The 18766-nt window shown below is 58.5% G+C and carries 19 protein-coding genes and 2 pseudogenes; 9 read left to right on the plus strand and 12 right to left on the minus strand.

The genetic code is table 11. The features are described 5' to 3' along the window. Nucleotides 1-2: 2 nt before the first annotated feature. From NKH38_RS22070 to NKH38_RS22085, 4 genes and pseudogenes are all read right to left on the minus strand, one after another. On the minus strand, nucleotides 3-659 hold the full coding sequence (locus NKH38_RS22070) for an NADH dehydrogenase ubiquinone Fe-S protein 4 (protein ID WP_352763380.1): 657 nt from the start codon (nucleotides 657-659) through the stop codon (nucleotides 3-5). 181 nt (nucleotides 660-840) lie between these two features. Continuing rightward, nucleotides 841-1350: an Hsp20/alpha crystallin family protein gene (locus NKH38_RS22075; RefSeq protein WP_023696160.1), complete on the minus strand. Its 510-nt coding sequence runs from the start codon at nucleotides 1348-1350 to the stop codon at nucleotides 841-843. A 74-nt stretch (nucleotides 1351-1424) separates the two neighbouring features. Beyond that, nucleotides 1425-1901, minus strand: a complete 477-nt coding sequence (locus tag NKH38_RS22080; RefSeq protein ID WP_023730091.1) for an Hsp20 family protein — start codon at nucleotides 1899-1901, stop codon at nucleotides 1425-1427. 241 nt (nucleotides 1902-2142) lie between these two features. Continuing rightward, nucleotides 2143-2495: pseudogene (locus NKH38_RS22085) on the minus strand (hypothetical protein). A 725-nt stretch (nucleotides 2496-3220) separates the two neighbouring features. Between NKH38_RS22085 and NKH38_RS22090 the strand changes: the two are divergent. Together NKH38_RS22090 and NKH38_RS22095 are read left to right on the plus strand one after the other, a co-directional pair. After that, the gene (locus NKH38_RS22090; protein WP_352763373.1) at nucleotides 3221-3553 is read left to right on the plus strand and encodes a hypothetical protein; all 333 of its coding nucleotides are present in this window, start codon (nucleotides 3221-3223) and stop codon (nucleotides 3551-3553) included. A 402-nt stretch (nucleotides 3554-3955) separates the two neighbouring features. Continuing rightward, nucleotides 3956-4561, plus strand: a complete 606-nt coding sequence (locus NKH38_RS22095) for a hypothetical protein (RefSeq protein ID WP_352763370.1) — start codon at nucleotides 3956-3958, stop codon at nucleotides 4559-4561. A 403-nt stretch (nucleotides 4562-4964) separates the two neighbouring features. Here NKH38_RS22095 and NKH38_RS22100 read toward each other — a convergent pair whose 3' ends face one another. Beyond that, nucleotides 4965-5234 (minus strand): hypothetical protein, encoded by a 270-nt coding sequence (locus NKH38_RS22100; protein ID WP_352763368.1) that lies wholly within the window; start codon nucleotides 5232-5234, stop codon nucleotides 4965-4967. Between the two features lie 724 nt (nucleotides 5235-5958). Beyond that, on the minus strand, nucleotides 5959-6213 hold the full coding sequence (locus NKH38_RS22105; protein ID WP_352763366.1) for a hypothetical protein: 255 nt from the start codon (nucleotides 6211-6213) through the stop codon (nucleotides 5959-5961). Nucleotides 6214-6684: 471 nt separating this feature from the next. Between NKH38_RS22105 and NKH38_RS22110 the strand changes: the two genes are divergently transcribed. Further along, nucleotides 6685-6990, plus strand: a complete 306-nt coding sequence (locus NKH38_RS22110) for a hypothetical protein (RefSeq protein ID WP_352763364.1) — start codon at nucleotides 6685-6687, stop codon at nucleotides 6988-6990. 50 nt (nucleotides 6991-7040) lie between these two features. Here NKH38_RS22110 and NKH38_RS22115 read toward each other — a convergent pair whose 3' ends face one another. Then, on the minus strand, nucleotides 7041-7256 hold the full coding sequence (locus NKH38_RS22115) for a hypothetical protein (RefSeq protein WP_352763361.1): 216 nt from the start codon (nucleotides 7254-7256) through the stop codon (nucleotides 7041-7043). 1368 nt (nucleotides 7257-8624) lie between these two features. On the opposite strand from NKH38_RS22115, the pseudogene NKH38_RS22120 reads away from it, so the two are divergent. Continuing rightward, nucleotides 8625-8741: pseudogene (locus NKH38_RS22120) on the plus strand (winged helix-turn-helix domain-containing protein); the annotation flags it as partial. A gap of 278 nt (nucleotides 8742-9019) precedes the next feature. Here the strand turns inward: NKH38_RS22120 and NKH38_RS22125 are convergent. From NKH38_RS22125 to NKH38_RS22145, 5 genes are read right to left on the minus strand one after another with little or no spacing between them, the layout of a single operon-like run. Then, nucleotides 9020-9559: a prepilin peptidase gene (locus tag NKH38_RS22125; protein ID WP_352763359.1), complete on the minus strand. Its 540-nt coding sequence runs from the start codon at nucleotides 9557-9559 to the stop codon at nucleotides 9020-9022. A 1-nt stretch (nucleotide 9560) separates the two neighbouring features. Beyond that, nucleotides 9561-10112, minus strand: coding sequence for a tetratricopeptide repeat protein (locus tag NKH38_RS22130; RefSeq protein WP_352499863.1), 552 nt, complete (start codon nucleotides 10110-10112; stop codon nucleotides 9561-9563). A 53-nt stretch (nucleotides 10113-10165) separates the two neighbouring features. Continuing rightward, a complete protein-coding gene (locus NKH38_RS22135) occupies nucleotides 10166-11086 on the minus strand; it encodes a type II secretion system F family protein (RefSeq protein WP_352763357.1) in 921 nt (306 codons plus the stop codon). Nucleotides 11087-11132: 46 nt separating this feature from the next. Continuing rightward, the gene (locus NKH38_RS22140) at nucleotides 11133-12104 is read right to left on the minus strand and encodes a type II secretion system F family protein (protein ID WP_023744411.1); all 972 of its coding nucleotides are present in this window, start codon (nucleotides 12102-12104) and stop codon (nucleotides 11133-11135) included. Further along, complete coding sequence (locus NKH38_RS22145) at nucleotides 12104-13492, minus strand: TadA family conjugal transfer-associated ATPase (RefSeq protein WP_352763355.1); 1389 nt, start codon at nucleotides 13490-13492, stop codon at nucleotides 12104-12106. Before NKH38_RS22145 ends, NKH38_RS22140 begins: the two co-directional genes overlap by 1 nt. A gap of 531 nt (nucleotides 13493-14023) precedes the next feature. On the opposite strand from NKH38_RS22145, the gene NKH38_RS22150 reads away from it, so the two are divergent. From NKH38_RS22150 to NKH38_RS22170, 5 genes are all read left to right on the plus strand, one after another. Further along, nucleotides 14024-14248 (plus strand): Flp family type IVb pilin, encoded by a 225-nt coding sequence (locus NKH38_RS22150; protein WP_352763353.1) that lies wholly within the window; start codon nucleotides 14024-14026, stop codon nucleotides 14246-14248. A gap of 100 nt (nucleotides 14249-14348) precedes the next feature. Continuing rightward, complete coding sequence (gene cpaB, locus NKH38_RS22155) at nucleotides 14349-15389, plus strand: Flp pilus assembly protein CpaB (protein WP_352763351.1); 1041 nt, start codon at nucleotides 14349-14351, stop codon at nucleotides 15387-15389. 49 nt (nucleotides 15390-15438) lie between these two features. Next, nucleotides 15439-16884, plus strand: coding sequence for a type II and III secretion system protein family protein (locus NKH38_RS22160; RefSeq protein WP_352763349.1), 1446 nt, complete (start codon nucleotides 15439-15441; stop codon nucleotides 16882-16884). Nucleotides 16885-16888: 4 nt separating this feature from the next. After that, on the plus strand, nucleotides 16889-17167 hold the full coding sequence (locus tag NKH38_RS22165) for a hypothetical protein (protein WP_352763347.1): 279 nt from the start codon (nucleotides 16889-16891) through the stop codon (nucleotides 17165-17167). Between the two features lie 69 nt (nucleotides 17168-17236). After that, nucleotides 17237-18760, plus strand: coding sequence for a TadE/TadG family type IV pilus assembly protein (locus tag NKH38_RS22170; RefSeq protein ID WP_352763346.1), 1524 nt, complete (start codon nucleotides 17237-17239; stop codon nucleotides 18758-18760). Nucleotides 18761-18766 lie beyond the last annotated feature (6 nt).

The raw sequence follows: 18766 nt of genomic DNA on the forward strand, positions 1-18766 counted from the left end.
TATCATGCGGCTTTCCGGGAGTGCACCGGGCTGGTCCTGGTCTGGAAGCCCCGGTTTCGGACTTCCAAGGCCAGCAAGGCGAGTTCGACCTCGTCCAATCGCGACGGGCGTGCATTTTCCGGCATGCCTTCGGCGGTGGCCAGGTCGATCAGGTACTCGTTCCAGGCCCAGTTCTTGAGCACAGCGCGTTTCTCGTCGGGTGAAAGGACGGGATCATCCACCACCTGCATCGGAGAGGCGTAGAATGTCTCGGGCTCGGAAAGCGCCGTCTGTATGTGCCCTGCCTGTACACCCGTGCCGTAACCATGGCTTGCCTGGAGCCAAGCCAATCGCACACGCTGCAAAACTACGTCGGAAAAGGCCTGTTTCTCCTGCGATACATGCTGACTCCTGATCTTGGCCTGGGAAGTAGGAGGTGCCGCCTGCACCACGTAATTGAGGCCTTGACGCTCGGCATAACGGATCGCCGCTTCCAGCGTCGGAAAGTTCAGTTCAACCTGGGTCAGGGTGTCCCGGCCACCGGTATAGCCCATCAGCGGCTCGACGAACGGGGCTGTGCGGCGTTCGAAGACCAATCGCCAGGCCTTGCGGGGCTTTGCCGAGGTCATGACCGGGCGGCATGGCTGGTAGATCCGCGCCGTTGCGCCGTCCGGAAACACTGACCGTCCCATTGACAAAGCCGGCCCGTCTAGACGAGGCCGATTGTCATTGTCCGGCCGGACGGACGTCTTGGTTAGGTTTCTGTTGTCGCTGCTTTGAACTGTCTCCATTGCCTGTCCTTCCCGTTATGAAGGGTCGCACGGGCAGCGGCCGTAAGGGCCGCCACCCATACTGCATCCGTCAGTTCTTCCCGTTGATTGCGATCCGCTTGGCCTTCGCCTGCGCCCGCTCGGTCTTGGGCAACGTCACGGTCAGCACCCCGTTCTTGAAGGCGGCGTTGACCTTGTCTTCTTCAACCTCGTAGCCGAGCGGAATGAGGCGCTCGAAGCGACCGTAGAAGCGCTCGGAGAACTGCCGGTCCTTGTCCTCGGTCTCGGAACGCTTCTCGCCTTTAAGCTTGAGCGCCCCATTTTCCAGCAGGACTTCTATGTCGCTCTCGTCCAGGCCAGGTATTTCAGCCGTGACGCGGACTTCCTTGTCCGTGTCGGAGATTTCGACACTCGGCCAACTGGCGGCGAAAGAGGGGCCGAAGGCCGGCAGTCTGGCGCCAAAGCTGCGGAAGGCGTCATCGAACAGCCGGTTTACCTCCCGGTGGAGGGAGACGAAGGGGTCTCGATCTCCATCAGGGAAGAGACTGGGCGCCGAGTTTCCGTTGCCCCGGCCCCATGGGATCAAGTCACGTACGCTCATTGTCTTTCTCCTTTCGTAGGTCTCTGAGCCGGGCGGGACGCCCGGCTCAAGCGAAAGCCTTCATGGTGGATTGCTCAGGCGGCCAGCTTGTCGGTCTCGACCTTGGGAGCCTCGATCTTCGGCATGGGAGCCCCGCTGGAGATTTCGATCTTGCGCGGTTTCATCTCCTCGGGAACCTCGCGCTTGAGATCGATGCTCAGCAGCCCGTTCTCAAGGCTGGCGCCCTCGACTTTGACATGATCGGCCAGTTCGAACCGACGCTCGAAAGCGCGGCCGTTGATGCCGCGGTACAGATACCGGCCGTTCTCATCGCCGGATTGCGACCCGCTCACAACCAGCATGTTGGGCTGGTGGGTGACGGTCAGCTGGTCCTGCGGGAAACCGGCGACCGCCATCGTGATGCGATACTGATCATCATCAACCTTGGCGATATCGTAGGGCGGCCAGTTGTCGAACGAGGCCACACGGCTCGCACTTTCAAGCATGTCGACCATGCGGTCGAAGCCGATGCTGGACCGGTATAGAGGGGTAAAATCGAGGTTTGTCTTCATAGCCACATCCTCCTTTGAGCAACATGGACAACAGAAGGCGCCAAGAGCCTTGCCGCCTCCTGGTGTTGCCGGCCCCATTGGGCGGCCGGCGACCATCATTTAGAATCGCGACGTGCACCTTCAAGAGGAAGAATAGGAAAATTTTCATCGGCAATCTGGGCGAACGCACCGATGCCACACCCCTCCCGCCGGCGGGGTCACTCGCCGACGGGTCCATGGTGCAAGAACAACTACGTCGCCCTTAAATCCGATCGACGAATGGTACGAACGCGGCCACTGCCGCGCTGTCACTGCAGTCAGGACCGGCACGCTCATCCGATTGATCCAACTGTTGCAACGCATCCATGATCGCGTCGAAGCTGACCGGTTCACCCGCTCCCGGCAGCATGCGAAGCGCTGGCACGGATTCTACGGCGCAGGCATCCGACGCCCATGACGAAAGAATGGCGCGCTACTCCTGAACAGCCAGGGCAACGTCGGCCAAAACGTCGTGGGGATGTTTGAAATGCCGCGCCGGATGCAGCAAGCGGTCCAGAAAACGTCGGGGGCCACGGGTTCAATCGATGCAAAATAGGTCGAAATGGGTCCTTCCATGGATGGTCCTCCGCTTCAGACAATCTCATGCGAGTTTGGCGGCTCTCGCCAGCGGCTGTCGCGATCACGACCAGGCAGATCATCCAGGAACGACGCTCAACGACTTTCCCTAGGTGATGTCGATACCGAGACTCATCGTCCGGCACCCTGGGCGGCTCGATCACGACCGAAGCGAACGAGCCGTTCGCGATCGAGGGTGGCGATGCTGCACTTCCCCAGATGTTCGGAGCATAGCGAGGGCTGCGGCCTTGGAGCGGCGAGGGGACTTGCCTACATCGCACATGTCGTCGATATGGAGGTCGATGAGTTCGCCGAAGGCTTCAGGCGCGCTAACAGGGCTTTGTCGGCGTCTCACTGCGATCGACTTGGTGTCGGTGCTCCGGCGCCGCGCAACGTCGCGTTGCAGGGAGGTCTCGCTGACGCAGCGTGTGCGGCAGGTTCTAAGGTTCTGATGTTAAACAGATGCTGAAAAATCAAGAGCATAGAGTGGCCGTGGCCGCGATGATGGATGGGGCAGATACCTAAATAAAATCAAATAGTTAGTGGAGTTCGTGTGCAAAAATAGCACACGAAAGTTCTGCTTCTCTTCTTTTTTCGTTCCCACGACGGAGCCGCCGGCAGCCCCATTCGGACGTTCTTTTGGCGACGATATTGCGTCGCAATAGTCGTTTGAATACAAACAATCCGACAGGTCCATATCGCATGCTTTATACGCTAAGGGATTCTTGGATCAGCCAAAGCAGGCCCATATCCTCGAAGGACTCGATGCCATCCAGATCCGGTCTTGCCTCGGCATTTACCGGGTTTTCCTGCCAATGTCGGTTTTGCGCTCATCCTTTCCTGCACACGTCGATGCGGCCTTGCCGGCGCCGCGCACCCGCTTCTCTCCAGGCGGTTGGCAGGTCCCCAACATGTCCTCGATGTGCCGCGAACGAGCCGCGGCCGCCAGCAAGGGTCGAAGGGATTCTAAGAAGCATTTTGCGCAGCAGATCTTTCAGGGTAAGGTCTGGAAGGAATACGACTGCACCGAAGCCCTTAGCCGCTCGCGTGCGTTGTAGATGAGTGCGGATCTCGTCGCTGGCGCGTTCGCCAACGTTGTCTCAGATTTAGAACACGGCGACAGCGGCAAGGATCAACAGAACTATTCGCATGATCTGCGCCTCGGTAACGTGGTTTGCCCACGGCGCCTTAGGCGAGTTGAAGGTTTCGGCCCGAGTCCGCGCGCATCCTCAACACCAGCAGGCGCGTCGCTGCGAATGGCGTCAAAACAATAAGCGCCATCGTGGTGTTGACTAAGAGCGACAGCAAACACATCGAGCTTTGGGCGTAGCAAACGGATTCCATGACGTTCCCCTTTTCCACCGTTACTGGTGGCCTCCATGCGGCAAGAATGATCCTGGTTCACGAGAAATACAAGCAGTTGCTAATACGTTGATATTTCCCCTAGGGTTGGGGCAACGATGCGAAATCGACGCCGGTCAGTTGTTTGGATAGCGATTGCCCTTGTCCTGGCGGCGTTGGCGATCACGGCGGCGATCATTGGCTTTCAGAATTTACGGCGCGCGTCACCGATCATGGTCTCGGCTGTCTCGTCCTTTAATACTGGCGGGCTCGTCCCTGGCCCCACGGCTAAGGCGCCCTCGAAAAACCTTGGTGCTGTTGCTGCCGGTCGGGATATCTGGCTCGAAGTCTCATGGAAATTTTTCGGGGAGTTGCGGACGCTGGATACCGTCACTGTCGGCGACCTTCCGGCAAGGCGCCTGGTGCGCAGTCATGATGTGCCCTCAAGCGCCAATTCCGAGATCTGGTTCATATCAGCCGGCAGCGGCGACATATTGGAAAACACAACGTCGACCGACATCGGGTTCACTTTTGATGGCGGCAACCCTTCTGTCACGGCGCAGATTTACAGAGTGGTTGGAGCTTCTGAGATACCTGCCGCGACAGCTGCAGAAAGCGGCGACAGGATTACCATCACCATTCCAGCCGATCGCATCGCTTTTTATCTCGCTCATCGCTTCCGGCACCACCTCCGGGTCTATGAGCAATGTCACCGAAGATTTTAGTGCCCTTTGTGGAAAGGATTTCCTTGGCATCCATGCATCAACAAGTTCGACCTCCGCTGAATCAGAGACTGCTACGTTTTCGGGAAACTCAACGGCAGATTTTGCTGCTGTCGCACTTCAGCCGGCCGCAGCGAGATAGCTAACTAGCCAGCGCCATTCCAAAGCCAACGCCTAGGCGGACAGCGAGGCCAAGGAACAGCTTGGCGGCAAGATCGAGGGCGAAGACTGGGCGCCACACGTGTGAGCGGGGCTCTCTGAGGGCGTTGGCGATATCATCGAACACCGTTTCCATGGAATGATTCTAAATCGGAACTCCGGGAATGTGAATCCTCTGTTTGTTCCACTGTCGCCCCTTGGGCAACCTGCACGGTTCGCCGGAAACCGTGCAGGCACCAAAGGTGGCTTAACGCACCACTCTGAAGCCACTCGACTCCAGCGACGCTAGTGCCGTCTCTGCAAAGGTCGCGCAATTGTCCAAAGGATCATTGTTTTCATAGAGCGTGGCTTGATAGGCTGCTGCTATGCCTTCAAAAATGGCGGTTAGAACTTGGTCGCGGCCTCTTGCGGCGTCAGCGGCCGGTTCAACAGTCATCTTTGGTGTTTCTGGGTGTTTGCCTTCCATGAGGAACTCGAGGAGCGCCGACACCAGCCACTCGGTGCTGTCCCTGTCCATGTCCCGCGAGACTCGGCCGGGCTCGCATCACCTCGCCGGTCGGTGCGAGCCCACAATCGCGGCCATCTGGTCCGCTGCTTGAGCTTGGGCTTCATCAGAATGAAGGGCGACATGGTTCATCCGAATGTAGAAATTTGCGTTGGGGGGAGGTGAGAATGAGGCTACCAGGAAATTTGTTGGCTGGGAGAACGCCGAGGTGCAGTGCGGTCCGCGAAAGCGATCAATGAGGTTGAATGCACAGAACGTGCCGCCAAGACAGCCAGGTTGAAATCGCTACGCTTGGCTCAGATCTTGCCAGAGGCCGACCCGCACTTTTCGTTCAACGAGGAACTCGACTGCTCGGTACTTGTCGCGGTGCTGGCTCGGGAACCGCATAATTATCCAAAGCGGCCCGAATCCCATTCTTTCCGGCGGCTGCCCCTGCGACGAGGCCTTTGATCTCCTCAAGCAGCGCCGTTAGGCTTTGTCAACAATCGGCTTTTTTCGCCGTGGCGACCCCACATGGCTCTCAACAACGCGCACGTGCTCGGCGTCGACAGTCACCTGTGGCCGGAGGCTGACGGTTACCTTGTCGCCGTCGATGCGCGTAACCGGGCCGACTAGTTCCATATGCTGGCCGATCACTGCCTTCGAAGTCGAATCGACAAACGAATGCGGGAAGTCATAGGAGGGAATCGTCACGCTTATGCGATCGGGTGTCACCTGGCCCGGGGCGGGTGCGGTGTCAAGGATGAGCGTCCGTGGCCTGAAGTTTCTCGATAACTGGGTAGCCAAACAACTGCCCATTGTGGCGCGGGGAGACCCCATCTCGGTTGGCGACTTGAAAAGACCAGTTGATGACAGCTGCCGAGAAGGCCGGCATTCCTGCCGACGAGATCAACGCGAGCTTGAAAGTGTCTTCAAATTGATTATGGAAGTGAATCGTCGTGGCGCCGAAAGGGCGGACTAAGCCTGAAGGCTTCCCAGACGTGCCGGTCATGTTCTACATGCCGGACTGCCTGACAAGGGGCTCGCTTACCTAACCGGCCACTGGCGATCATCGGAAGCGGCTAACTCAACTAAATTTGGGTCGCGGCTCAAGAGAACGTCGACGGCATCTGATAGCCCGCGACCGTCTCGGCACGGTCACAACCTCTTTCTCACTGGCCTTTGCAAGCAGAACGCCGGCCTTCCGGACCTTTGCCGTCACAACAACTGCCTCGCCTTTGTTCTGTTCGGCAGAGCGAACCGCGAACCATTCGGCGATGTCGCGGTCTATAAACAGATACCCCACGCTGCCCCAGCGGCAATCAAGCCGCGAGCCCAAGGGGGGCAATCTCAATGTTGAAGAATATCGCCGCTTCGGCGGATGGCGAAGCTTTGCCTACAAACGTGGTCTCAATGCCGTGGCCCTGGGGCAGCAGTTTTGCCTCGCAGTGCCGCCAGCAAGTGGGCCAACAACGTGTTTGCGGTGACAGACACCTACCCCGAGCTTCGGGCTGAAAGCCTTATCTTTGATCCAGACGCGGAACTGGAGGACGGGTGCGTTGTGGTCGCCATGTTTGGAGGCGGTCATCTGCAAACCATGAGCTGGCGCAACAATCACGGGCGAGGCTATGGGGGCCGCTTTGCCGCCAAGGGAAGTCTGGAGGAGACGTTCCTTCTCGATTCCATGGTGTGCGGACGAGGGCCATCTTCTTGCATTCGCATCCTCGGCCGGGTGTTCGGCGACCGGCGGCGCTTCCCGCGCTACAGAACCTGGAATGATCCAGTTTAATTCTCGAATAATTTGGCTCGCTGCCTCACGGTGGCGGGCTTTTTTGTTGCTCAGCCCCAACGTCTCGACGCCGGGCTGCGGAACGCAAACGTCGTGACGTCGTCACGGGAAATCCCGATGTCGCTGAGCATGTCGTCTGGTGACTTGCTCAACTCGTCCGTTGCCTTCAACAGCGCCTTCTGCTCGGCTCGATGACGGACCCAATCGGCAAGGGGACCAACTGCGACAAGAGGAAGGTTCACAAGCATAGGAAGGTTCACAAGCATCGTACCACTCCCTTTACCCCTGCAGGAAACTGAACGTAGCCTACGCCGATACGTCGATGCGTCTGTGACAAACCTCACAGATCGATCCGAACGGGCGAAAACTGCCCGGATGCCTGACGGTGGCGGGCTTTTTATATATTAGCAATGCATAAAGTTCGAGAAGGTTCATGGCATGGTTGTTAGCAAACTCGCTGCTATCGTGCGACGCAGGGCTCGGTGGATGGTGTGCTGGATGCGCGGGGCTGGATGGATCAGGGGTCTGATGGAAGCTGACGCTCGCGATCTGCGGAGCGAGATCAGTCGGCTCCAAATAGACTTGATCGCTGCCGCCAACTCTCAGGGCAAATCCAGGCTGCATGACGTCGCGCACACACTGCGATGCCAGAAGGCGCGGCTGGAACGTCTGGAGGAGTGCCTCGCTTCAATGACGTCGAATGTCCGGCCAGAGGCATCCGCAACCCGGCCCCATGAAGGCCGGCCGTAAAAGGCAGCTCATCATTTCCGAAAGAGAACCCGCTGCCTCACGGTGGCGGGCTTTTTATTGCTCAGCCCCTACGTCTCGACGCCGGGCTGCGGAACGCAAGCGTCGTGATGTAATCACGGGAAATCCCGATGTCGCTGATCACGTCGTCTGGCTATACGCACCAAGTACCACGTCTGAGCGGTCTGTCGGTCGAGCAAGATGGCAGTTGGCTGCAACTGGCCGGGGTTCATGTAGGCCGCGATCGAACCCTCTGAAATTCCATATCGTTGCTCGCCGTTCGAGCAGCCGGCCAAGGCAGCCAAAACGATGCCGAAGCTTGCGCGGCGCATAGCCCCTCCTATGTCGCGTCCATGTCGCATGGACTAGCCGATAGTCGCAGGAAACCCTTGGAAATCAACGGTAGCCAGTTGCAACATGATGCGACATGAAATCAGCCGCCCAGATGCCTATTATTGCATCTAAGTGGCTGATTTAATTTGAACAAATTTGATAGCGGGAGACCGCTAAACCGTGAAACCCACCATCGTCGAAGCACCCTTCTGCTATCGGCGACGCTCAGTCTAAAGCGAAGGGCGCCGTCTGCTCTTTATTGCGGGTGTCCTCAACCAGATATTCGCGCCGCGAAGAAGGGGTACTACGACGCGGCCAAGCCGAGGTCCGCGCCGACCGGCAAGAACAGTAAGCCCGCTGCCTTTGATAGCGGCGGGCTTTTTGTGGCGGTCATTGCAAAGACTTGAGTAGGTCGTCGATGGGGAAGGGGTGGGAGCTGCCGGGATGCGGATGCATCGTCCGTAGGTGGCAACACTTGTGCAGGCTCGTGAAAGCGCTCGGGAATGTCGCCTTCAGTGGAAAGCGCTCTTGCCACTTCTTTGGCGCATCGGCCGGTCGGCGAGCGCACCATCGACGTCCAGATCAACCGCCTGCGCCACAAGATCGAGCGCGATCCGTCCAATCCGGTCTGGCTGCAGACGGTACGGGGTATTGGGGACAGGCACCAGTGATCGCCTATGTACGGCGCCATTTTCGGACGAACGTCTTTTTGATGATTGGGAGCGGTGGCGGTTCGGCGCTGATAATTGTTGGTGTCGCCGGTCTGTTGACAACAGCCGCAAACGGGAACGCCACGGCACCAACAATCAATCCAGCCGCCAACCAGGCTACTGTCGACCGGTAATCCTGTATCATAGCCTACCCTCAATAGGCAGATAGACTGCCAGTTCGGCACTAAGCAAAGGTTACGTCGGCGCGCGCTTCGTGCAGCAGAGCGGACTGCCGAGGTTCAATTAAGCTGATCCAGGATTCCGGAGCTGCTCGCCAGCACCAGACTTTTGTAGATCACAAACGCGATCGTGCAGATTGCCGCGACCGAAATCGGCACGCCAAACGGCACGACGCCCTTGCGGTCCAAGTGCTGGACAAAGAGCCGGAAGGCGCCTGCCGGCAGCATAAGCGGGTTTCTCACGATCGCCACGGTGGCGAGGGCGAGGATCAGCAACAACACTGAAAACAGGGCGAGATTGCCGCCGCCGATCAGGAACGGCGTAACCGCCATCAGCTTGACGTCGCCGGCGCCGATCTTTCGCAGGCCCCAGAACGGGAAAAGCATGACAAAAAGCAGAAGCCCGGCAACCGCGCTCAGCCCCATTCCAAACCATGATCTCGAATAGAGCGAGAAAAGCGCAAGCGATCCCAAGCCCAGGCCAAGCAGCAGCAGTACATCGCGATTGGCTATCTTCTGGGTAGTAAAATCGAGCCAGGCGACTCTTGCGAGCAGCGGGACGGTGAGCGTCTTGAGCAGTACCGATCCAAAAAACAGCATGCTACTGCCGCTCGACGTTCTTCACACTGGACGACAGAAGCTTCAGATTGTTGACCACGGTCGGATCGTTGGGCGCCAGTTCATAGGCCTTGAGGAAATTCGCACGTGCGTCCTGCAGCTTGCCGCGCAGCAGGTAGGAATAGCCGACATTGTTGTAATATTCGGGCGACGCGCCAACCAGTTTGAAGGCTCGGGCGTAGGCTCGGTCGGCGAGGTCGAAGCGGTGGATGCGGTCGCTGCAGGCGGCCAGGCCCATCCATGCGCCACCATCGTTGGGTGCCAGTTGCGTCGCCTTGTAGAACAGCGCTCCGGCATTGCCATAATTTTCCGCCCGGAACTGGTTCTTGGCCTCGGCAACGGCCTGGTCCGAGGCATAATATTCGACGTCACCAACAGTTTTCAGTCCGTCGAACGCATCACCAAACGAAGTCACATCGCCTTTTGAAGGCTCGTTGGTGCGAACGACACCGTCGGTGGTGACCGCCCCGTTCGTCTGGCAGCCGACGAGTGCCGCCATGAACAGGCAGGCCACGACTGCAATTGGCCTTTTCATACAATCTCCCCGTGAGTCCCCCGACCCATATTAGGACCAAAGCATATGCGCAACTAGAAGAAAATGCCCTTCATGCGAATGATCACCGGCAGCATGATGACCATCAGCACGACAGGAAAGATGCACAACCCTAACGGAATCATCATTTTGACGGGCAAGGAGTTGGCCTTCTCCTCTGCCGTCAGGATTCTCTGGCCTCGCATTTCGTCACTGTAGACGCGCAGCGCCTCCGTCAGGCTTGTGCCAAGCTCTTCCGATTGCCTAAACAGCACGGCTAGAGCCCGTGCCTCTTCAAGCCCGATGCGTTCCGCGAGCTCGCGCAGCGCATCCCGCAACGGCTTGCCGGCGCGCAGCTGCAGATTCATGATCGACAACTGAATACCCAGCCATTTGTGCGTGGCGGCAAGTTCCGCGCCGACCCGCTCGACCCCTGCTTCCAAGCTCATGCCGGCGTCCGCGCAGGTGATCATCATGTCCATGAAATCTGGAAACCCGCGACGATAGGTTTCCTTCTGAGCATTCTCGAAACGATCGAGCAGAATGGCTGGGATCACTATGCACCCCAGCCCCAACAAGGCGGAGCCGGCTAGAGCCACGAAACCGGGTAAATGCGGTGGCAACACCCGGGGCAGGATTGCGTAGGCAGCCAAAAATCCGACACACACGGCGCCGAGCCGCGACAGGGTATAAAGCAATGGAGCACTCGCTTGATAGAAGCCGGCGCGAAACAGCTTCGCTTCAAGCGCGCTGGGCTCCTGCCGCTCCTTTTCCATTGTTCGAAAATATGCGTCGACAGGTCGCTGCGCCGCGATCCTGGCCAGTTCTTCCTGACCCGCGAGCGAGCGGGGGTCGACCACACCTTCGCCTACAAGGCTTTGCGTGACCAGCTTTCGCGTCTGCAGGGCCGGCAAGAAGACAAGCGCGCCAAACAGGAAAAGCGCCACCGCCGCCACGAAAACGGCGATGGAGACCATGAAGCCCAAGTCGCTGGTGTTGGAAAGCAGGTTAATGGCTCGCTCCTCAGAAGTCGAAATTGACCATTCGATACATGATGAAGTCGCCCAACAGGGCCCACACTCCAAACCCAACAAAAACAGGGACAATCAGCGGGTCGTGCCATACTTTGCCATAATAAGACGGAGCCGTAACCTGAAGGATCAAGAACATCACAATTGGAAACAATGAGATGATCCAGGCCGAGACTCGCCCCTCGGACGAAAGCGCTCTGATTTTCATCCGTAGTTTTTGCCGTTCACGCAGTACCGATGAGAGATTTGCCAGTATTTCGGTGAGATTGCCGCCGGTCTTGGATTGAATTGACAGCGCTATCGAAAGCAGGTGGAGGCCCTCGAATCCTACCCGCTGAGACAGTTTTCGCACGGCCTGTTCCATGCTGAGCCCAAAGGTGATCTCGTCGGACACGATTCCGAATTCGGTTCCCAGGGGGTCGGGCATTTCCCGCGCCACAAGGCCAATTGCCACTGAGGCCGGATGTCCAGCGCGCAGCGAGCGTACGATCATGTCGAGTGCATTCGGCAGTTGCTTCGCAAATTTCTGGATTCGCTTGCTGCGGGCCCGGCGAAGCACGAGAAGGGGCAGCGCAAACCCGACAACAAGAAAAACGACGAGTGCGAGCAAGAACGACTTTCCCAAGACGAATGACAGCAGCAGCGCCAATGCCAAGGAAGCGCAGACGAACATCCCGCCGAATGTCAGCGGATTTCCGGTAATGCCGGACTGGGTATAGAGCCTGTTCAGCCCTACCAGGCCAAAAAGAAAGTCCCCCGATTCCGTCAGTCCCCGCTCGCGCAGCAAGTTTTGCAAAGTCCGCTCAGCCGGAATTTCATCTGACAATCTCTTCAACCGACGATTGATCGCCCCGGCTGCCGCACGCCGACCGGCAAAGGAAAGATACAGAGCCTCGCCGGCGAGAATGACCGACGCCGCCGCAAGCACATAGATGAAGTAAAGCAGCCCCTGACCGGTCAGCATCAGAGGGCGACCTGCGGATTGAAGGCGTCCTTGGTGAAATGATGGCCGAGCGTCGCTGCTTCCGCTGCAAAGCGGGGCCGGACGCCAGTGGCGCGAAAATCACCTATGATCTTGCCATCGGCCGCGACCTCGCGGCGGACGAATTGATAGATTTCCTGCAGCTGCACGACATTGCCTTCCATGCCGGTAATCTCGGAAATCGACGTTACGCGCCTGCCTCCGTCGGCGAGCCGTTGCGTCTGCACGATAATGTCGATGGCCGAAGCAATCTGCGCTCGAATGGAATCGTGCGTCATCGGCATGCCGGCCATGCCGACCATCTGCTCCAGACGCGATATCGCGTCGCGCGGGGTGTTTGCGTGAATAGTGGTCATCGACCCTTCATGGCCGGTGTTCATCGCCTGCAGCATGTCGAAGGCCTCCTCGCCACGAACCTCGCCAACGATGATGCGATCGGGCCGCATGCGCAGCGCGTTCTTGACCAATTCGCGCTGGCGCACCTCGCCCTTGCCCTCGACACTGGGCGGGCGGGTTTCCAGTCGCCCGACATGCGGTTGCTGCAATTGCAGTTCCGCCGCGTCCTCGATGGTGATCAGGCGTTCCCTGGAAGGAATGTAGCTCGACAGCGCGTTAAGCAAGGTCGTCTTGCCGCTGCCGGTGCCACCCGAAACCAGAATCGACTTGCGCGCCTGAACGGCAATCCGCAGCAGATCGATCATCGGCTGCTTGATTGAATTGAGCGTCATCAGTCGTTCGAGCGAATACGGATTCTTCGAGAATTTGCGGATTGAAACCAGCGGACCGTCTACCGAGATCGGCCGCACCGCGATGTTGACGCGCGAGCCGTCGTCCAGGCGCGCGTCAACCATGGGCGACGATTCATCGACCCGGCGGCCGATATTGGAGACGATCTTGTTGATGACGCGCAGCAGATGCGCCTCGTCACGAAATCGGATTGCCGTCTCTTCGATCATGCCGCGCCGCTCGATGAAGACACGCTTGTGTGTATTGATCATTATATCCGTGATGGAATCGTCCTTGAGCAGCGGCTCGATCGGACCGAGCCCCAGCATCTCGTCGGCCGTGTCGATGGTCAGTTGATCGAGTTCGCGGGCATTCAGCGGCACGTTTCGACCGCGAACGAACTCACGCACGATCGGCCGGATCTCATTGAGGATTTCATCCTTGGAGGCATTTTCAAGGGCGGTCAGATTGAAGCGATCGATCAGGTGGCGATGAAGCTCGACCTTGAGCGTCAGGAAATCGTCGCCGCGCGATTCAATATCAGCGGCCGGCGAAAGGGCCGGAGCGACAGCCAGCACCGCCGGCTGCTCGGCTCTTGGCGCGACCTGCTGCTCGCTCGGTCCCTTGATAAACCGCCCCAGCATAATCCCTTATACCCCCGCTAGCCCCTTATTAGCGGAAACTAAACGTTAACCAAGCGAGGCACAAGCGCTGGAGGGTCTCACGTGAGGCCAATGCTTTCAACATAGTTAAGGAGGACGCCAGAAAAATATCGTTTTTATTTCGATCCGCCCCGTAACCCTCTACCCCAACTTCCACCTCACGGAACCTTTCATGCCGCAACAAATGAGATGCTGGGTGAAAAACCTCCGTAAACCCTTAGATATAAAGGAATATGCGTGCATGCTAATACTGCTATCGTTTTGCCTTGGCTGTGGCCAAATTGTGAACGAATGGTTAAGGAGGATTGAAAAATCAGCAGAATCAAGCTCTTGTAAGAATTCAAGTCGCCCTTGAACTCGCGAGCATAGGTATTGGAAGGTTAAGGAATTGTTAATCCCGTTTGACTCTGCTTTTTCGCGAGCCTTAGGATTGAGGCGACGGGGGATGCTTGGGTATGGAGTTCATCCTTGGCTCTGTCTCGTCGGGTTCAACTCCAAAGGGGAGAAATTGACATGAAGAAGCTCATGACGATGACCCGGCAGTTCCGCGACGACGAAAACGGCGCTGCTATGGTCGAATATTCTATCTTGGTCGGCATTATCGCTGCGGCGTCACTGTTGGCGGTGCTCGCAATCGGCGGCTGGGTCGGCGATCAGTTCACCGGTCTTTGCGCAAATCTTGACGGCAAAGGTGTCGATGCAGCCGGTGTTGCCGGCAACGGCGATTGCACGCCGTGATATGAAGTGAACTCCCGGGTCGGGATCGATCTCGACCCGGGTTTTTTCTGCATCAGGAAGAAACTAGCATCGTCCTGGGGGGCGATTTTGGGGTGGAGAGATGCGCGCCAATACTCTTATCATGATTGTCCTCGCCGGCGTGTTCGGCGTACTTGCGGTTGTGCTTGCAAATATTTGGCTGGCGAGCCAGCGCACTGCGATGGCGCAATCCAATGGAGCACAGACCAGTACGGTCGTCGTTGCGGCAATGCCGCTGAAATTCGGCGACACGCTGGATGCGGACAAGCTGCGCGAGATCCCGTGGCCGGCCGGCGCAATACCAGCAGGCGCGTTCAAGACCACCAAGGACGCGATTGCCGGCAACGGCGCAAGACAGGCGCTGCAGGCTATCAGCGCCAACGAGCCGGTGCTCGCCACCAAGATCACCGGTCCAGGCCAGCGCGCCACACTTTCGGCGGTGCTGGGTGAAGGCATGAAGGCCGTATCCATCCGCGTCAACGACGTGCTTGGCGTCGCCGGCTTCGTATTCCCGGGTGACCGGGTTGATGTGCTGCTGACGCGCTCGGTGCGCGGCGATGACGGCATGGACAAGAGTTTTGTCGACGTTCTGCTGCAGAGCATGAAAGTGCTCGCGGTCGACCAGGTCGCTGACGTGAGCAAGGACAACCCGACGGTGGTTAAGTCGGTGACACTCGAAGCCACCACAAAGGACGCGCAGAGACTGACGCTGGCCGCCGGTGCGGGGCAGTTGTCTCTTGCACTGCGCCAGGCAGCCGCCAACAAGGGCGAGGCGACCGAACGCGTCACGCTTTCCGATCTGAACGGCGAGACGCCGGACGATGTCGCAAAGAGGCAGGCCGAACTTGACAAACAGGCCGCTGCCGACGCCGGGGCCGCCGCCGAACGCCAGCGCGCGGATGACAAGATCGCCGGATTGGAAAAGGCCGTGGACAGGGTGGGAAGCCAGCTCGACGAGTTGAGCAAGGTCAAGCCAGTGCCGGCCGTGGTGACGGCACCCGCATCAAAAGAAGTCGTCAAGGAAGTGATCAAGTATTTGGAGCCGGAACCGCCGAAGAATGTTACAGTGGGCGTCTTTCGCGGCGTAAAGCTCGAATCCTATGACGTGCCGCGACAACCATAAAGGGATGCGGCGAAGCGGGGCTGCCGGCGGCAGCAGTTTGGGAGATGGGATGCAGGGGTTTTGGATGAGGGTAGCGGCGGCCGCGCTGTGCTGTATGGCTGCGCTGCTGACGTCTAGCCTCGGGACTGAGGCAGCCGACCGTTTCATCGACGTATCGAACCCGAGCGTCCATCGCATCTTCCTGCCGATGTCCCAGTCGGTGACGCTCCAGGTGAGCGCCAATCTCGGCGATATCGTTGTCGGCGACGAGAAGATCGCCGATGCCCAGCCCATGACCGACCGAACGCTTTATGTCATCGGCAAGAGCGCCGGCACCACCACGGTCAATCTCTTCTCCCCGGAAAAGCGTTCGCTCGGCGTCATCCAGATCGAAGTTGGCGTCGACGTCAGCGACATGGCGCAGGCGATCCGCCAGGTGGCGCCCAGGGCGCGCATCGAGATCGGTTCGATCAACGGCAAGGTGAGGCTTGGCGGTCACGTGAAGGATGGCGCGACGCTGGCATCGATCCTGGAAGTGGCACAGCAGTATGGCCCCGACGCCATCATCAATTCCGTCATCGTCGACGACAGCCAGCAGGTCAATCTTGAGGTCCGCGTGCTTGAGGCCAAGCGCAATGCCGGCCGCGATCTCGGTGTTTCAATAAGGAGCACGAATGGCAGCGGCACAACCCGTACAGGTACGGGCGTTGCAGCCGCCGACGAAGATGGCGTGGTGCTCGGCCCGGGCGATCTGCTCAGCGGCCTCTTGTCGGGCAGCAATCCATTTGCGGCTTTGATCACCCGGGTTATCGACAGCAACATCAAGGTCGACCTGATTATCGAAGCGCTCGAGGCCAAGGGTGTGGTGCGCACGCTGGCTGAGCCCAACCTGACGACGCTTTCGGGCGAGCCGGCCAGCTTCAACGCCGGCGGCGAAGTGCCCATCCGTGTCATCGGCACCGATGGCCAGATAACCATCACGTACAAGCAGTTCGGCGTCAATCTGCGGTTTACGCCGGTCGTACTCGACGACGGCAAGATCCATATGAAGCTGGCGCCGGAAGTGAGTGACCTCACCGGTTTCACCACCGCCGGCGACCCGATCTTCACCAACCGCAAGCTTGATACCGTCGTCGAACTGCGCGACGGCCAGAGCTTCGCGGTGGGTGGGCTGTTGTCCAGCAAGACCACCAAGCTGCAGAAGCAGGTGCCATGGCTCGGTCAGGTGCCGGTCATCGGGACGCTGTTCCGAAATTCGAGCAACCAGAAGGAAGAGACCGAACTGGTCGTCATCGTCACGCCGCACGTCGTGCGGCCGGTCAAGCCCGGCGAACAACTGGCGACACCGTTCGACAAGACACGGCCGGCCAACGATCCGGAATTCTTCGTGCTCGGTCAGCTTGAGGTGAACAAGGATATGATCCGAAAATACGAAACGGGCGACGGCGTGACTGGCCCCTATGGCCACATGCTGGACTTCAAATCGAAGGACAAGATGCTCTATGTCAAGAAATAGCGCCTTGATCCTCATTCTATGCGCCGGCGCGCTGTCAAGCTGCGCCGCCGACTATCTGAACCATTACGATTCGGTGACCCTGGCCGCCGGCGACACACAGAAATACAATTCGCTGGCGCAGACGGTCGATCCGTTCAACCCAAACTCGAAGAACACACATATTGAAGGCGACGGCAGGCGGGCTGCCGCTGTTGCCCAAGGCTACAAATTTCCACCGCCACCACCGCCACCGCCTGCGATAACGGTCAATGTCGGCGGGGCGGTGAACAACGGAGCGAATTGAACAGAAGGATGCGGTCGCAATGCGCCGGGTGAGCGAGGGGCCTGGTGCAAGGAAGCAGAGAGTAAGGTCATGTTGGGGACCATTAGGGCGTTCTGGAACGATCAACGCGGCATAGCGATGATCCTTGTAGCGATTATGTTGCCTGTGCTTATCGGCTTCGCGTTGCTTGCAATCGATATGAGCCGGGCCAACGGGCTGCATAACGATCTGCAGAAGGGTGTCGATGCGCTTGCGCTTGCGACAGCCGCGGAACTTGATGGAAAATCGGATTCGATCACCCGAGCCAATCTGGCGAAAACGACCCTTCTGACCAGCCAGACGACCAAGTTTTCGACGTCAGGCGATCACACACTCGCTTTGTCTGACGTGACCATTACCTACCTGACCGGTATACCCGCGAGCGACAGCATAGCATTGGGCGCCGACGGCGTTGACGCGAATGGCGTCAACTGGGCAAGCACCGATCCCAAGGCGGTATCATTTTCCCTGGTGACGGTGAACGCTTCCGGACTTGCCGATGGCGCCGGTGCCTTCGAAACGATCTTCCCCGCCAGCTTTACCGGCAGCAAGGACACCATCGATATCCAGCCACAGGCCGTGGCCGGGTTCGTTCAGTCGATCTGCGAAACCGTGCCGATCTTCATGTGCAACCCGTTCGAGGCGTCCGACCCGTTGACCAGTAAGACGATCCAACAGGCGTTTGCATCGGGCGATACTTACAGCCGCGAATTTCGTATTCTCAAAGTCGACAGCAACCCCGGCCCAGGCAACTTTGGCCTGCTCGACAACGGTTTGACGTCGGTACAGGACGGAATGGCCAGGGGATCCGCAGGTACCTGCTACAGCCGCACTTCGCTGACTTCCAAAACCGGCGTCACCTTGGGACAGGTCAACACTGGCCTTAACGTCCGCTTCGATCTCTATCAGGGATCTTTGAAAAATAACAAAGACCTTGGCTATCGCCCGGCGAGCAATGTACGCAAGGGAGCCAGCAAGAACAGCAATTGCAACAAGTTTGATGTCGCGACAGATGGTTCCGCAGTGCCTCTGCCGGTTGGCAGCGGCTATGACTCGGCTAAGGGCATGACACTGCCGATCGCGGCGAATTCGTTCTGGACTGCCTACTGGGCCGCCAACCACAAGAACGCTGCCTATCCGAACCTCCCGGCGAAGTCTGACCCGCTCAAGCGTAGCGTTCCCGCGTCCAGGTATGACGTCTACATGTATGAAATCACTGCCGGGATCGTGGCCGACAAGTCGAAAGGGCCTTCAAACGAAGTGGGAACGCCTTCCTGCTACAAGGGAGACCTCACCAAGGCAGATCCGAGCCGCCGGCTGATGAACATGGCCATCATCGATTGCAAGGCGAACCAGGCGAAGTTGAACGGGCACACCGCAGTCCGGCCGGATGGCTATGCCAGCGTCTTCCTAAACAACCCGATCCAGAAGGTGAATCCCAACGACGAGGACAATCCGGAAAGTACCGGCGCCGAAAAACCTATCAGCCTGGAGATCGTCGACGTCGATGGCGGCTTTGCCAACAACACCCTTGTCGACAAAGCATTCCGCAATGAAGCCCAGTTGTATCGGTAGAGCCGA

The organism is Mesorhizobium sp. M1078, from assembly GCF_040318615.1.
Classification (GTDB): domain Bacteria; phylum Pseudomonadota; class Alphaproteobacteria; order Rhizobiales; family Rhizobiaceae; genus Mesorhizobium.